Genomic DNA, 16,072 nt, shown 5'->3' on the forward strand with positions numbered 1-16,072 from the left:
GTCACCGCCCCGCGCGGTCGACCGAGAGAACCGGTGCGAACGCGTGCCCGCGCGGATCGGCTTCAGGGATGCACGAGCCGGCCGAGGACGTCCAGGCGTGCAAGGCGAACGGATGCTCGCGCACACCGACGTGCAGCGCGGCTTCCAGCCCGCGCCGTCTCAGCAGGACGAAAGCCGTCACGGCCTCGGCCTTGCAGTCGTCGTTGACGAACCAGCTTCTGCGGCCGAGTGATTGCACCGCTCGCTTCAGCCGTGCGACGTCCTGAGCGGAGGGAGGGTCCGCACGGGCGTAATCCGGGGCCGCCAGGGACAGGAGCCTGAGGACGCGCCCGAACCCGATGGTCCGGATCAGCAGGTGCACTCCGCGCAGCCAGAGGCCGACCTCGACGTCCGAGAACTCCTTCCGGCGGGGTGTGGCACACCCGGCACGAACGAGACCGGCGACGAATTCGTCGCGTTCCGCGGAGTTTCCGTCGGTGAACTTCCGGATGTCCGCCGTAGCCATTCCGAGAAAACGCGTGCGCTTCCAGTCCGCGATCAGCACTCCGTCGGACATCCTGATGGCACGGCAATGCGGTGACAGCATCCGCGTCATGGCCGCAAGGGCATCGGCGTTCTCTGTCACCGCACATCCTCCAGGTCGGGCTGCCGCGGCAACTCCGCGGCAATTCCGGGGCGACGTGTGGACGGTGTCAGGAATGGTATCCGTGGCCGTCGTAGAAGCCGCCGCTGAAGCCCCGGATCAGCCGGCCATTGCCGAGAAGGACGAGCCCGTGCGGCATACGACGCCGCAGAATTCGGAGAAACATCGCTTACCTCCAGGTCACGCAGCGTTCGTCTCCCTCAGGCTACTCCGCCGTGGACGCCCCGCAACCGGGCTGCGGGTTGAGTCCGGGGTCGTCGGTCGCGAGGGTCACCGGGCGGCGATAGAATTCACTCGAATGGCCAGTTCTCCGGTAGTTGAGCGCATTTTATGATCACAAATGAGATCAGAGGATTGTTCTCTGGTTGAGAGGCGGTCCCCGGGAGTCGGCAGCGGCTTCCGTGACCGGCCGACGTTGATGGCGCGGAGGAGAAGAGCGTGACGCAGCCGACAGATGACGTGGGTCAGAGCAAGGACAGCGCAGCTGAACGAAGCCTCCAGGCAACCCGGGCCTGGACCGGCCTGACGGTCATCCTGCTCGGCGACCTGGCGATCACGCTCGCTGCGATCTGGGGTGTGAACAGCACGGGGAACGCGCAGACCGTGGCCATTCTCGCCAGCGCCTTCACCGCGGTCAGCACGATGACCACTGCCTACTTCGGCATCAGAGGGATCACCAACACCGCCCAGTCGTCCATCGATGCAGCTCCGTCGTCGCAACCGTAGCCGCTGACTTGCCCCGGCTTCGAGTTCCGGCCGGCCGTCGTCGGCGGGCGCGTGCCGCGGGAGTACGTGCGCGCGGAGAACTCCTCCGGCGCGGCGTTCGGCACCGCCGGCCGGCTGGGGTTGCGCCAGGCCCTGCGTGCCTGCGCGAGAGCCGCGGTGGCGCGGCCGTGCTGTCCGCCACCGTCCTGCCGGCCGGACTGTCCGGCTGCGCCCCCGGTTGCCGGGGCGCCCCCAGGGCCGGTGCGCTTTCACCGGCGGGCCCGCGGGTTACGCGCCGCCTCCCGCGCCGGCCCTCGCTCCGGCCTCCCTCCGGTAAGGAGTACGGCCTCGGTAAGGAGTACGGCCCCGCACCGGCCCGCATCACGAGCCGCCGCGGCCCGGGACGCGGGCGGTCCAGCGCGGCACCGCCTTCCGCCTCCCCGCCCGCTGTTGCCGTCTCGCCCGGTGTTGCCGTCTCCCGTGATGCCGTCGTCTCGCCCGGTGCTGCCGTCTCGCGCGGTGCCGTCGTCCGTGCGGTACCGCCTCCTCCCCGCGGCGTACCGCCTCCCCGCCCGGTGCCGCAACGGCCGCCCGGCGGTGCGGTGAACGGTCCCGGACAGCTTGCGCGGGCGGAGCGGACCCCGGTGGCGCGCGGTCCCGCGGTGCCGGAGTCGCGGGAAGCGCCCGGCGAGGGCCGGCCCGGCGCCGTGGGCGGACGCCGAGGGCGGGTCCGGGCCGAATCGGACTGCCGAATCCCTTGACGAGTGCCCCCCGTGCGGATTAACTCACGTCCTAAATTAAGTCATGAGTGCAATCCCCGAAGGGACACCGGGAGCCATGCGCAGCATCCGAGCCGCGGCCGTAGGCGCCGTCACACTGTCACTCGCCCTCGCCGCCACGGCCTGTGGGGGCGGCTCGTCCGCCGGCGGCGGGTCGAACGACTCCCCGAAGACGCTGACGTACTGGGCCTCCAACCAGGGTGCCAGTGTGGCGGTGGACAAGAAGGTTCTCCAGCCCGAGCTCGACAAGTTCGAGAAGCAGACCGGCATCAAGGTGAAGCTGGAGGTCGTGCCCTGGTCGGACCTGCTCAACCGGATCCTGACCGCGACCACCTCGGGCCAGGGCCCGGACGTGCTGAACATCGGCAACACCTGGAGCGCTTCCCTCCAGGCGACCGGCGCGCTGCTGCCGTGGGACGCGAAGAACTTCGCCAAGATCGGCGGCAGGGACCGGTTCGCCGACACCGCGCTGGGCTCGACCGGCGCCCCGGGCAAGGACCCGGCCGCGGTCCCGCTCTACTCGATGGCGTACGCCCTCTACTACAACAAGCAGATCTTCGCCGAGGCCGGCATCTCCAAGCCCCCGGCCACCTGGGCCGAGTTGACGGCCGACAGCAAGAAGATCCAGGCCAAGGGCAAGACCGCGCTCGGCGCCGAGGGCTCGAACCTGTCGGAGAACATCCACCACGCCTTCGTCTTCGCCAAGCAGCACGGCGCCGAGTTCTTCACCGCCGACGGAAAGCCCGACTTCACCAGCCCGAAGGTGGTCGAAGCGGTCAAGAGCTACGTCGACCTGATGGCCAAGGACAAGGTCATCCCGACCGGTGACGCCGAGTACGCGCAGAACCAGTCGGTGAGCGACTTCGCCAAGGGCAAGCAGGCGATGCTGCTGTGGCAGTCGGCCGCCGCCAACCTCAAGTCCCAGGGCATGAGCGAGGACGCCTACGGCATCGCGCCGGTACCGGTGATCTCCGGTACGCCCGGCTCCGGCACCCAGGTCAACTCGGCGGTCATGGGCATCAACATGGCCGTCTTCAAGAACACCGACAACCTCGACGGCGCCACGCGGTTCGTGAAGTTCATGACCTCCGACGAGGAGCAGAAGGTCCTCAACCAGGCCTACAGCTCCATCCCGCCGGTCAAGTCCGCGCAGTCGGACGCCGCGTTCAGCACGCCGGCCACCGCGGTGCTGAAGAACACCCTCGCCACCAGCGCGGCGGCCCTGCCCCAGGTCGCGTCCGAGTCACAGTTCGAGACGGCGGTCGGCACGGCCGTCAAGGACCTGTTCGCAGACGCCGCCGCCGGGCGCGCGGTGACCGCCGACTCGGTCAGGGCGAAGCTGCAGAAGGCCCAGCAGCAGATGCCGGCGGCGTGAGCCCGACGATGACGACCACCGCTTTCAAGGAGCCGGTGCGCCAGGCAGTCCCCGGTGCGGCGCGCGAACCCCGCCGCCGCGCCGGGCGGCTGCGCCGCGTCTCCCTGCCGTATCTGCTGCTCCTGCCCGCCCTGCTGCTCGAACTCCTCGTCCACCTGGTGCCGATGGTCATCGGCATCGTGATGAGCTTCAAGGAACTCACCCAGTTCTACATCCGTGACTGGGGCACCGCCCCCTGGTCCGGCCTCGGCAACTACCAGGTGTCGGTGGACTTCGACGCCCCCGTCGGCGAGGCGCTGCTGCACTCCTTCTTCGTCACCGTCGGCTTCACCCTGCTGTCGGTCGGCCTGTGCTGGCTGATCGGCACCGCCGCCGCGGTCTTCATGCAGGACACCTTCCGCGGTCGCGGACTGCTGCGGGCCCTGTTCCTGGTGCCGTACGCGCTGCCGGTCTACGCGGCCGTCATCACCTGGGTGTTCATGTTCCAGCACGACAACGGCCTGGTGAACCACGTCCTGCACGACCAGCTGCACCTCACCGACCAGCCTTCCTTCTGGCTGATCGGGGACAACAGCTTCTACGCCCTGCTGACCGTGTCGGTGTGGAAGGGCTGGCCGTTCGCCTTCCTCATCGTGATGGCCGGACTGCAGAACATCCCCCGGGAGCTGTACGAGGCCGCCGCGCTGGACGGCGCCGGCACGTGGCAGCAGATCCGCCGCATCACCCTGCCCTCGCTGGCTCCGGTCAACCAGGTCCTGGTCCTGGTGCTGTTCCTGTGGACGTTCAACGACTTCAACACGCCGTACGTGCTGTTCGGCAGGTCCGCCCCCGAGGCCGCCGACCTCATCTCCGTCCACATCTACCAGGCGTCCTTCGTCACCTGGAACTTCGGCACCGGCTCGGCCATGTCCGTCCTGCTGCTGCTCTTCCTGCTCGTCGTCACGGGCGTGTACCTGCTGTTCACCTCGCGCGGACGGAGGACCGCCGATGTCTAGCACCCGCTCGCCGGTGGCCGCTCCCCGCTCGCCGACGGCGCCCCCGCGTTCCTTCCTGTGGTCCCGCCGGATCTTCCTCACCCTGCTCGCCGGGTTCGTGCTGGTCCCGGTGTACGTGATGATCTCCAGCTCGCTGAAGCCGCTCGCGGACGTCACCGGCAAGTTCCGCTGGCTGCCGAGCGGTCTGACCGTACGGCCGTACATCGACATCTGGTCGACGGTCCCGCTCGCCAGGTACTTCGTGAACTCGCTGATCGTGGCGGGCGCGGCGACGATGCTCTCGGTGGTCATCGCCGTGTTCGCGGCCTACGCCGTCAGCCGGTACGACTTCCGGGGCAAGCGCGTCTTCACGGTGACCGTGCTGTCGACGCAGATGTTCCCCGGCATCCTCTTCCTCCTCCCGCTGTTCCTGATCTACGTCAACATCGGCAACGCCACCGGCATCGCCCTGTTCGGCTCCCGCGGCGGCCTGATCCTCACCTACCTCACCTTCTCGCTGCCGTTCTCCATCTGGATGCTGATCGGCTACTTCGACTCGGTGCCGCGCGACCTGGACGAGGCGGCACTGGTGGACGGCTGCGGCCCGCTGCGCGCCCTGCTCAGGATCGTGGTGCCGGCCGCGATCCCCGGCATCGTCGCGGTCGCCGTCTACGCCTTCATGACCGCGTGGGGCGAGGTGCTCTTCGCGTCCGTCATGACCAACGACACCACCCGCACCCTCGCCGTCGGCCTCCAGGGCTACTCCACCCTCAACGACGTCTACTGGAACCAGATCATGGCCGCCTCGCTGGTCGTCAGCGTGCCCGTCGTGGCCGGCTTCCTGCTGCTCCAGCGCTATCTCGTCGCGGGTCTGACGGCGGGCGCGGTCAAGTGACCACCATCCCTGATCACGAAGGAACCTCCGTGTCCGAACGCATCGACCTCGCCGCCTTCCCGCCCGACTTCCTGTGGGGCACGGCGACAGCGGCGTACCAGATCGAGGGAGCCGTGGCCGAGGACGGCCGTGCGCCCTCGATCTGGGACACCTTCTCCCACACCCCCGGGAAGATCGCGAACGACGACAACGGCGATGTCGCCTGCGACCACTACCACCGCTGGCGCGAGGACATCGGCCTGATGCGGCAACTCGGCGTCAACGGCTACCGTCTGTCCGTGGCCTGGCCACGTGTGATCCCCGGCGGCACGGGGCCGGTGAACCCCAAGGGGCTGGCCTTCTACGACGAGCTGGTGGACGCCCTGCTGGACGCGGGCATCACCCCGTCCGTCACCCTCTACCACTGGGACCTGCCGCAGGCGCTCCAGGACCGCGGCGGCTGGCCGGAGCGGGACACCGCCCTGGCGTTCGCCGAGTACGCCGGGGCCGTCGCGGCCCGGCTCGGCGACCGCGTGGGCCTGTGGGCCACCCTCAACGAGCCCTCCTGCTCGGCCTGGATCGGCCACCTGGAAGGCAAGATGGCCCCAGGCCTCACCGATCTCACCGCCGCGGTCCGCGCCTCCGGCCACCTGCTCCTCGGCCACGGCCTCGCCACCCAGGCCATCCGCGCCGCCGCCCCCGGCGCGCGGATCGGCATCGTCAACAACCTCTCCACCGTGCACCCGGCCACCGACCGTCCCGAGGACGTGGCGGCGGCCCGCCGGCACGACGGCCATGTCAACCGCTGGTGGCTCGACCCGGTCCACGGCCGCGGCTTCCCGGCCGACATGGTGGAGACCTACGGGGTGGAACTGCCGCTCGGCGACCAGGACCTGGCGGCCATCGCCGCCCCGCTCGACTGGCTCGGCCTGAACTACTACTTCCCGGCGTACGTCGCCGACGACCCCGAGGGACCCGCGCCGTACGTCCGTTCCGTCCGGCGCGAGGGCGTCCCGCGTACCGGCATGGACTGGGAGATCGACGCGTCCGGCATCGAGACGCTGCTGCTCCGGCTCACCGAGGAGTACGGCGCCCGCAAGATCTACGTCACCGAGAACGGCTCCGCCTACCCGGACGTGGTGCGCCCCGACGGCAGCGTCGAGGACCCCGAGCGCCAGCACTACCTGGAAGGCCACCTCGCGGCCTGCGCCTCGGCCGTGCGCAGGGGCGCACCGCTGGCCGGCTACTTCGCCTGGTCGCTGCTGGACAACTTCGAGTGGGCGTACGGCTACGACAAGCGGTTCGGCCTGGTCCACGTCGACTACCGCACGCAGGTCCGCACGATCAAGGGCAGTGGCCGCCGGTACGCGGACATCGTGCGCGTGCACCGCGGCCAGACACGCCGGGCCGCCTGAGCCCGGCCCGGACGGCCGGTGGACGCGGGCGGGGCGCCCGTGTCCACCGGCCGCGCACCACTCTCTATGTCATGCACGTGACAACCACCCCCGAGTCCGCCCGGATCAGGAAGTGCACCTCCACCCCACAAGGAGAGCCGCATGCACACCCGCGTCCCCCGCACCCTGCTCGCCGCCCTGGCCACCACGGCCCTGCTGTGCTCCGGCCCGCTCCTGGCCGCACCGGCCTCCGCGGCCCCCACCGCCGCCGCCACCTGGGACACCGACCGGGCGGCCGCCGCCTACGCGGTGAACCCCGCCGCCGTCACCGCCTCCGGCAGCGAGAACGCCGGCACCGGCCCCGGCCTCGCCTTCGACGGCAACGGCACCAGCCGCTGGTCCAGCAACTTCGCCGACGACGCCTGGATCCGCGTCGACCTCGGCTCCGTCATCCGGGTCGACCGTGTGGTCCTCGACTGGGAGGCCGCCTACGGCAAGCGCTACGTCCTGGAGGTCTCGAAGAACGGCACCGACTGGACGCCCTTCTACACCGAGACCGCCGGCACCGGCGGCTCCGTCACCGCACACACCTACCCGCAGGAGGTCACCGGCCGTTACGTCCGCCTGCGCGGCCTGGAACGCGCCACGCCCTACGGCTACTCGCTGTGGAACTTCCGGGTCTACGGCGGCGAACCGGCCCCCGCGTCGGCCACCCGCACCAACCTCGCGCTGAACCACCCGGCGTACTCCGACCACTACCAGGACGCCGGGCACTCACCGGCGTTCCTGACCGACGGCGGCTGGCCCGCCGACCTCAGGGGCGATGCCAGCCGGTGGTCCAGCGACTGGAACAAGGACCGGTGGGTGTCGGTGGACCTCGGCGCACAGTCCACGATCGACACCGTGGACCTGTACTGGGAGTCGGCCTACGCCGTCGACTACCTCGTCCAGGTCTCCGACGACAACCGCACCTGGCGCACGGTCTACGAACCGTCGGCCGCCGACATCGCCGCCCGCCGCGCCGACGTCAAGGCGCCCGGCGACGCGGCGGGCGTGCACGACACCGTCAGGCTGCCGTCGCCCGCGACCGGACGCTACGTCCGCATGCTCGGCAAGGAACGCCGCTCCTTCTACAACCCGGCGCCCGCCACCGCCCAGTTCGGCTACTCCCTCTACGAGTTCCAGGTGTGGGGCACCGGCGGCGGGGCCTTCGCCGCCTACCCGGCTCTCCCCGCCGACCCCTCGGGCGCCTACCGGACCACCTTCTTCGACGACTTCACCGGCGCGGGCCTCGACCGCTCCAAGTGGCGCGTGGTGCGCACCGGCACCGAGATGGGCCCGGTCAACGGCGAGGCCCAGGCGTACGCCGACTCCCCGGACAACATCACCACCCAGAACGGCAGCCTGCTGCTGACGGCGAAGTACTGCAAGGGCTGCACCCGCGCGGGCGGCGGCACCTACGACTTCACCTCCGGCCGTGTCGACACCCACACCCACTTCGACTTCACCTACGGCAGGGTGAGCGCCCGCATGAAGCTGCCGGTCGGGGACGGGTTCTGGCCCGCCTTCTGGCTGCTCGGCAGCAACGTCGACGACCCCTCCGTCTCCTGGCCCGCGTCCGGCGAGACCGACATCATGGAGAACATCGGCTATCCCGACTGGACCAGCACGGCGCTGCACGGTCCCGGCTACTCGGCCGACGGCAACATCGGAGCCCGCCAGACCTACCCGAACGGCGGCACGGCCGACCAGTGGCACACCTACGCGGTCGAATGGACCCCGACGGCGATGCGCTTCTACGTCGACGACCGCCTGGTCCAGGAGACGACCCGCGGCAAACTGGAGTCCACCCGCGGCCAGTGGGTCTACGACCACGACCAGTACGTCATCCTGAACCTCGCCCTCGGCGGCGCCTACCCGGCCGGCTGGAACAAGGCCACGACTCCCTACTGGGGCCTCCCGCAGTCCAGCGTCGACAGGATCGCGTCCGGGGGAGTGCGGGCCGAGATCGACTGGGTGCGGGTCGAGCAGAAGGGCTGACCCGGCCGGTGAGCCGTCGGGCCGGTGGCCCGGTCAGGGGGCCGGGTGCCGCGGGCCCCGGCCCGGCGGCGGGACCAGGGTGGAGGCGTGGTTCCACCCCTCCACGAGCGGGGTGCCGGGACGGAGTCCGGCGGCGGCCATGCGGTCGTACTCGGCGAGGATCAGGTCCCTGGTGCGATAACGGCCGTACCGGCGCACGTCGGTGTCACGGGTGACGTTGAAGGTGTCCAGCACGTACGCCGTGTCGTCGCGGGACACGCCGTACAGGTGGAAGAAGAAGGCGTCCAGCTCCGCCCGCAGTACCGCCCGGCGGTCCGGGTTCCAGTGGAAGGGGGCGCCCGTGTCCCCGAGTTCGCGGGCGAAGCCGGTCAGGTCATGGGCGGTGTAGGTGAGTTCGGCCAGGCGCGGCAGGAGGAAGCCGGCGTGCCGGGCGAGGGTCCGCGGCGCGGGGACGGGCAGCTGGCGGACCACGAAGTAGCTCATGGACGTCCCGCCGATGGACTGGCGGGCCGCGTAGTCCAGGACGAACGAGGACCACACGCTCATCAGCAGGGCGGCCTCGTCCGCGAGCGCGAGCATGAACTTGTGGCCGAAGCCGTGCGCGGGTGCGACGGCGCAGATCATGGTGCGCTCGTTGCTCTTGTTGGTGATGTCCCGCCAGCCCAGCACCCAGTCCCGCTCCCAGCCCCGGGCGGCCAGCCGCGAGCGTACGCCCGCCGCCCGGATCTCCCGTCCCCGGCGGCTCGACTCACCGTTCGCCACGTCCTGTTCGGGAACCCAGTAGCGCGGCACGGGGCAGGCCGCCGCGTCCTGGTGCCGCTCCGCCGTGAGCCGCGGCAGCGTGCCCTTGTTGAGCTGCTTGTCGCTGGCGCCCTCGTACGTGGAGAAGCGGTGGTCGTAGTGGTGCAGCATCTTGGCCTCGTACAGCGGCAGCAACCGCTCCGCACCCCGGACCAGTACGTTCCCCTTCAGGTTCCAGCCCTCCTCCAGGAGGTTCCCTAGGGTCTCCCCGCGCTGCGCGTCGGGCCGGAAGACGACGGAGTCGTTCGCCATGTCGAACATGCGCAGGAACGACACCCCCCACGGGTTGCCGTCCGCGCGCGACTCGTCCACGAACACCGGCACCCGGCGGTGGATCCCCAGTGTGATCTCGGCGTCCCGGCGGCTGCTGAACACCGGACACGTACCGGTGTTGGGGTTCATCCGCAGGATGTCGTCCGCCGTCAGCCGGTAGCGCCGCTCGGCGATCTGCGCGGCCCGGCGCACCTTGAACACCAGCTGCGCCGGCTCGGCGACGTCCCCGCTGCCGCGCAGCGTGAGCAGACAGAACCGCAGCTGGTTGTGGACGCCGGGGAAGATCCTGTCCTCGTTCTCGAAGTCGTACAGGGCGGCCAGCCGGCCGTGCGTGACCAGGTCCTTGAAGAAGAAGCGGGTGGTCGCGTCCGTCGCGATGCCGGTCGGCACGATGATCCCGGTGCGCCCGCGCGGCCCGGTCAGCGTGCTGTCGGTCTCCGCGAACACGGCGTACGTGTTGATGTCGCCCCGCCCGGTCAGCGGGTAGCGGCCGCTGGTGCGCAGGAAGTGACTCTCGCCCTCCGAGCGGCGCTTGGCGGCCTCGAACTCCGCCAGCAGCAGCCGCCCCTCCGGGTCCCCCCGCAGTCCGGCTATGGCCCGCTTGCGGGCCGCCGCGTTCCCCGCCCGCGCGATCGCGGGGCTGCGCCCGGCGAAGAACTCCCGCTCCTGGAGCTTGACCCGCTCCCACGGCGGGTTGCCCAGCACCGCGTCGAAGCCGCCCGCCCAGCCCGTCTCCGGCCGGGCCCCCGCGCCGGAAGCGGGCACCGGGAAGACCTCGGGGAACTCCAGATGCCAGTGGAAGAAGCCGTACTCCTCACGCAGGCGCAGCACCTCGGCGTGCGTGGCGGCCGGTACGGCGGTCCGGTCGCCCGCGCACAGGTCCCGGAACATCCCCTCCGTGGGGCCTTGCGGCGCCCCCGGCCGCTTGGGCCAGACGAAGGCGGCACACCACAGGTCCGCCAGGTCCCGGAGGTGGCCGGTGCTGCCGTCGCCGGCGGCGGGCGCGGTGCCGGACGACTGCCCGTACCGGCCCCCGTGCTGGGCCCGGTTGCGTCTCTGGAGCTCGACCGCGCTCTTCCTGTCGTCGCCCTCGACCGGCCTGAACGCGTCGGTGGGGACACCTCCGGCGAGGAGCCTCGGGGTCGCGCCGATCAGCCCGTTGCCGTGCTTGAGGCGGCCGTCGAGGAAGCCGAGCGGCCTGCCCGGCTCCAGCGCCTCCAGCCACAGCGAGACCTTCGCCAGCTCCAGGGCCATCGGGTTGAGGTCCACCCCGTAGAGACACCGGGCGACCACCTCGTGCAGGGCGTGCCGAACGGCGTCCAGGGTCGGCTCGGGGGTGCGTTCCCGGACCGCCGCCACCCGCTTGGCGATCCGGCGGGCCGCCGCCACCAGGAAGTGGCCGGAGCCGCACGCCGGGTCGCACACCGTCAAGGACAGCAGCTCGTGCACGATCACCCCGGCCGGATCGCTCCCGCCCGACCGGGCCGCCGCCGCCTCACCGCGCCGCACCGCGTCCTCGATCACCGGGTCCAGCGCGGACTCCAGCAGGCTCTCCACCAGCGCCGCCGGTGTGTAGTAACTCCCGCTGCTCCGGCGCGCGTTGCCGACGGCCTCGATCAGCTCGAACCCCCGGTCCGCCGCGTACGCGGGCTCCGGCTCCAGCAGGGACTCGTAGATGGAGCCCAGTACGCCGGCATCGAGATGCCGGTGGTCCACGGCCCTCGGGCGCCCCGATCCGCCGTCGCGCACCTGGGACAGCCGGTCCACGGCGGTGAACAGGGCCTCGTTGGACAGCTTCAGGCCGCGCAGCGGGACATCGGCGGCCGTCTCGGTGAACAGGCCGCCCAGACCGGGCAGGCCCAGTTCCGGACGTCCCTGTTCCCGGCCGAGCGCCGTCAGGACCAGGCGCAGCGCCTCGTAGCGGTCGCCGTGCGCCGAGCCGGGCAGACAGCGGGCGCGGGCGCGCAGCAGGGCCGACGAGAAGTAGCGCTCGTACCGCTCGCGGGCGAGCGCGTCCGCGTCGGGCGCGAGCAGCGCGTCCCGGTCCTCGGCCACGAAGACGAACAGCAGCCGGTACACCAGCCGCAGCAGCGCCGTCCGCATGTCCCCCGGGCGGACGCGTTCGTGCAGCGGGCCGTTCTCCGGGTGCCGCAGGAAGCCCGTGCCCAGCACGGTGACCGCCTCCCGCACACCCCGGCGCAGCCGCTCCAGGGCCCGGGTGCCCCCGGCGACGGCCTCCGCGCGCCACCGCTCCAGCCGGCAGGACCCCGCAGCCGCGCCCTCGGCCACCTCGAACCGGGACGCGTGCAGCAGCCGGTACAGCAGCACGAACTCACCGAACAGCTCTCCGTCGAAGATCGCCTCCAGGTCGAACTCGACGTACGACACGGTCGCCAGGGTGCTGGAGTCGCGCAGCAGCCGCAGGCGGCGGCCGTTGGTCAGGATCGCCCACAGGTGGGCCTCGCAGCGGTTCAGGCACTCCTGGACCATCGACTGCGGCGGGAGGGTCTCCGCGCCGCCCGGCCGCCGGTCCAGGTCCGTGCGCCAGGCCGTCCGGTGGACCAGGGCGCGACCCCAGCGGTGCGAGACCGGGAACCGCCTGTCCGGGCCGGAGTCGGCGGGAATGCCGGCCGGGCCGACCGGCAGGAGCCGTCCGAAGCCCAGCTCCCGCAGGAGCGGCGCCGGCCAGTCGGTGCCGGCCCGGCCGGTCGCGCCGGTGCCCGGCCGGCCCGTCCCCGGCACCTTCGCCGGCCGGCCGCGCAGCTCGCCCCAGAGCGGCCGGAGGTACTCCCAGCTGCGCTCGGCCTCGTCCCGCACCGACCGGGACGAGGGCAGCCCGTAGTCGGCGGGGCTCGCCCCCGGCACATCCCGGCCCTCGGCGATCCGCAGCAGCATCTCGGCCGGCAGCAGCCCCCCGACCAAGTGGACGGCGCCGAACACCCGGGTGCGGATGGCGGCGCGGTGGGAACGCGGTTCGACGGGGGCCCCGGCCGACGACCGCAACGGACGGGCACCGGAGCGGAATCCACCACGCGGCACGGTGCGCCCGTCGGCGGGGTCGGCGGGGTCGGCGGGGTCGGCGGGGACGCTGAGGTCGGCGGGGACGCTGAGGTCGGCTGGGTTGGCGGGGTCGCCGAGGTCGGCCGGGGCGCCGAGGACGGCGGGGTCTGCTGGGTCTGCTGGGTCGGCTGGGTCGCTGAGGTCGCCGAGGTCGACCGGGGCGCCGAGGTCGGCGGGGTCGGCTGGGTCGCTGAGGTTGGCCGGGTCGGCCGGGTTGGCGGGGTCGTCCGGGTCGGCTGGGTCGCTGAGGTTGGCCGGGTCGGCGGGGTCGGCTGGGTCGCTGAGGTCGCCGAGGTCGACCGGGGCGCCGAGGTCGGCGGGGTCGGCTGGGTCGCTGAGGTTGGCCGGGTCGGCCGGGTTGGCGGGGTCGTCCGGGTCGGCTGGGTCGCTGAGGTTGGCCGGGTCGGCGGGGTCGGCTGGGTCGCTGAGGTTGGCCGGGTCGCCGAGGTCGACCGGGGCGCCGAGGTCGGCGGGGGTCGGCGGCGAGGACGTGGCGGCCCGGACCTCCTCGAAGGCCGGGAACACGGCGGCGATGTCGTCGTCCGAGCCGCCCGGCGGGCGCAGCACCAGCAGATCGGGCTCGCTCTCCGGGAGCACCCAGTCCCGCCCGCGGGCGGACACCAGCGAACCTGCGGAGTACGTGGAGGCCATGTGCGGTCGTCGGTTTCTCGTCGGACGGCAGGGTGGGGCATGAGCCGGGGGAGCCGGAGCGCTCGCGCGTGACCCGGCGAGCGCGTCCCCCTCCTCGTGCCGCGGCTCCGTCGTTCCAGAGGACCACGCTCCGCCGCCCCGTCCCGGCGGCACCCGGGAGCCGGAACTCCGCCCGGGACCGCGACGGCAGACCTGCGCGGGGGAGTGCGGCGCGTGCTCCCGGCATCGGGCCCGCGACGTCCGACCGTCTCCGCGCGGCCGGGACTGTCGTGCCCGCCACCGTGCACCCGGGCCTCGGCCACCGGACGAACGGTCAGGTCACCGGCACCGGATCCCTCGGCGAACGAGGGACACCGGGGCCGCCGGACCCGCGGAGGCCGGTCCGGCCACACCCGCCCGGCCGTACCGGTGTCCGCGCACACCGGTCCGGCCGCTCCCACCGTGCCCGGCGCCGAACCGCTCTGACGTTCGCCCGGTGCAGTCGTGCACGACGTCTGCCAGGAGGCCGGAGGAGGGCACCGTGCGCCTCGACGCCCCGCGGCCGGGCGGTCAGCGTGTCGCCAGTTCCAGGAGCTTCGGCTCGGACGGTGCCTCCAGCGGGGTGCGGAAGGTGCGCCACAGCCACCGCACGTCCCGGCCGAACGACCACACCAGCGAGGCCAGGGCGGACAGGACGATCGCCAGGTTCGCCGGGTGCGGCAGCAGTTCGGAGCCCGCGAGGAGCAGGCAGACGCCCTGGACCGCGGCGACGGTCTTGCGGGCGAAGGACGGCGGCAGCGGGGCGGTCAGCCAGGGCGCGACCCGCGCCGCGGCGACGAACGCGTAGCGCATACCGCCGATGAGCAGCACCCACGGCCCCAGCCGCATGGACACGTACACGCTCAGCACCAGTATCAGGAACGCGTCGACCTCCATGTCGAAGCGGGCGCCGAGCGCCGTCGACGTCCCGGTGCGCCGGGCCACCTTGCCGTCCACGCCGTCCAGCAGCAGGGCCACCGCGGTCAGGGCGACCAGCAGCGTCACCGGCGGCGCGCTCTCGAAGGAGTCGGCGACCAGCGCGGTCACCCCGCCGACCAGCGTCGCCCGGCCGAGGGTCACCCGGTTCGCGGGGCCGAAGGAGCGCAGCCGGGAGCGGTGCACGGCGCGGGAGAGGACCGCCCAGGTGGCGAACGCGAAGACGAGCCCCGTCAGCCAGCCGGCCGGTCCCAGGCCGATCGCCGAGCCGAGCAGGGCCAGCAGCAGGAGCTGCACGCCCGCTCCCGCCGCGGTCTCCTGCTGGAGCCTCGCCTCATAGGTGTTGTTCAGGGCCACCGCGCATCCTCCGGCCGAGTGACAGAGTCGATCAACGCCGCGTACTGTGCGCGGCCAGTGCACAACTCGGTACGTGAACAACTTCCCGAACGTTCAGGAGGATGCCTGTGAACCGCTCGGCCCGCGCGTTCTGGCTCCGCTCGCCCGGCCACGGAGAGCTGCGCGACGTCACCCTCGCGGAGCCGGACGAGGACGAGGTCCTGGTGCGTGCCCTGTATTCCGGGGTCAGCCGGGGAACGGAGACGCTCGTCTTCCGCGGCGGCGTGCCGCGGACCCAGCACGCCGTCATGCGGGCGCCGTTCCAGGAGGGCGACTTCCCGGCCCCGGTGAAGTACGGCTATCTCAGCGTCGGCGTGGTGGAGGAGGGCCCGGCCGCGCTGCTCGGCCGTACGGTCTTCTGCCTGTATCCGCACCAGAGCCGTTACGTCGTTCCGGTGAGCGCCGTCACCGTGGTGCCCGAGCGGGTGCCCGCCGAACGCGCCGTGCTCGCCGGGACCGTCGAGACCGCCGTGAACGCCCTGTGGGACGCGACGCCGCTGATCGGCGACCGGATCGCGGTGGTCGGCGGCGGCATGGTCGGCTGCGCGGTAGCCGCCCTGCTCGCCCGCTTCCCCGGTGTCCGGCTCCAGTTGGTGGACGCCGACCCGGCCCGCGCCGAGACCGCCGCGGCGCTCGGCGTCGACTTCGCCGCACCGGCCGACGCCCTCGGCGACTGCGACCTCGTCGTACACGCCAGCGCCACCGAGGCCGGCCTCACCCGGGCCCTGCGACTCCTCGCCCCGGAGGGCACGGTCGTGGAACTGAGCTGGTACGGCGACCGGAGCGTGGCCCTGCCGCTCGGCGAGGCGTTCCACTCCCGCCGGCTCACCGTACGCAGCAGCCAGGTCGGCACCGTCTCCCCGGCCGCCCGCCCCGGCCGCGGCTACGCCGACCGGATGGCGCTCGCCCTGGACCTGCTCGCCGACCCGGCGCTGGACGCGCTCATCACCGGGGAGAGCGCCTTCGAGGAACTCCCGGACGTCCTGCCGCGACTGGCATCCGGCGAGCTCCCCGCCCTGTGCCACCGGGTCCGGTACGCGGAGACCGGCCTGACCTGAGAAAAGAGTGAGAGACGGCTGAACAGGGGGAAGCGAAGAGCCGTACTACACGGCATCCCCCGGCGGACAAGGGGCCGGGGGACCAGACGCGCCGC

General features: G+C 72.2%; 10 protein-coding genes. 7 read left to right on the plus strand and 3 right to left on the minus strand.

Translation table 11 applies throughout. From position 1 onward, the window contains the following. Position 1 precedes the first annotated feature (1 nt). Entirely contained in the window at positions 2-625 is a 624-nt protein-coding gene (locus tag AB0B40_RS31290; RefSeq protein WP_345047231.1) for a lasso peptide biosynthesis B2 protein, read from the minus strand. A gap of 456 nt (positions 626-1,081) precedes the next feature. Between AB0B40_RS31290 and AB0B40_RS31295 the strand changes: the two genes are divergently transcribed. From AB0B40_RS31295 to AB0B40_RS31320, 6 genes are all read left to right on the plus strand, one after another. Next, positions 1,082-1,369 (plus strand): hypothetical protein, encoded by a 288-nt coding sequence (locus AB0B40_RS31295; RefSeq protein ID WP_345047233.1) that lies wholly within the window; start codon positions 1,082-1,084, stop codon positions 1,367-1,369. Positions 1,370-2,185: 816 nt separating this feature from the next. Continuing rightward, the gene (locus AB0B40_RS31300) at positions 2,186-3,502 is read left to right on the plus strand and encodes a sugar ABC transporter substrate-binding protein (RefSeq protein WP_362266871.1); all 1,317 of its coding nucleotides are present in this window, start codon (positions 2,186-2,188) and stop codon (positions 3,500-3,502) included. An 8-nt stretch (positions 3,503-3,510) separates the two neighbouring features. After that, positions 3,511-4,497 (plus strand): sugar ABC transporter permease, encoded by a 987-nt coding sequence (locus AB0B40_RS31305; RefSeq protein ID WP_345047237.1) that lies wholly within the window; start codon positions 3,511-3,513, stop codon positions 4,495-4,497. Continuing rightward, complete coding sequence (locus AB0B40_RS31310) at positions 4,490-5,371, plus strand: carbohydrate ABC transporter permease (RefSeq protein ID WP_345047238.1); 882 nt, start codon at positions 4,490-4,492, stop codon at positions 5,369-5,371. The genes AB0B40_RS31305 and AB0B40_RS31310 overlap by 8 nt, the downstream gene beginning before the upstream one ends. 29 nt (positions 5,372-5,400) lie before the next feature. Continuing rightward, positions 5,401-6,765, plus strand: coding sequence for a GH1 family beta-glucosidase (locus tag AB0B40_RS31315; RefSeq protein WP_345047239.1), 1,365 nt, complete (start codon positions 5,401-5,403; stop codon positions 6,763-6,765). A gap of 141 nt (positions 6,766-6,906) precedes the next feature. After that, complete coding sequence (locus AB0B40_RS31320) at positions 6,907-8,784, plus strand: discoidin domain-containing protein (RefSeq protein WP_345047241.1); 1,878 nt, start codon at positions 6,907-6,909, stop codon at positions 8,782-8,784. 33 nt (positions 8,785-8,817) lie between these two features. Here AB0B40_RS31320 and AB0B40_RS31325 read toward each other — a convergent pair whose 3' ends face one another. Then, positions 8,818-13,569 carry a DNA methyltransferase gene (locus tag AB0B40_RS31325; protein WP_362266874.1) on the minus strand — a complete coding sequence of 1,584 codons (4,752 nt, stop codon included), beginning with the start codon at positions 13,567-13,569 and terminating at the stop codon, positions 8,818-8,820. 549 nt (positions 13,570-14,118) lie between these two features. Beyond that, a complete protein-coding gene (locus AB0B40_RS31330; protein WP_345047244.1) occupies positions 14,119-14,880 on the minus strand; it encodes a CDP-alcohol phosphatidyltransferase family protein in 762 nt (253 codons plus the stop codon). Between the two features lie 107 nt (positions 14,881-14,987). On the opposite strand from AB0B40_RS31330, the gene AB0B40_RS31335 reads away from it, so the two are divergent. Further along, entirely contained in the window at positions 14,988-15,977 is a 990-nt protein-coding gene (locus AB0B40_RS31335; protein ID WP_345047278.1) for a dehydrogenase, read from the plus strand. Positions 15,978-16,072: the final 95 nt, after the last annotated feature.

It is taken from the genome of Streptomyces sp. NPDC042638 (genome assembly GCF_040647235.1).
Taxonomy (GTDB): domain Bacteria; phylum Actinomycetota; class Actinomycetes; order Streptomycetales; family Streptomycetaceae; genus Streptomyces; species Streptomyces rameus.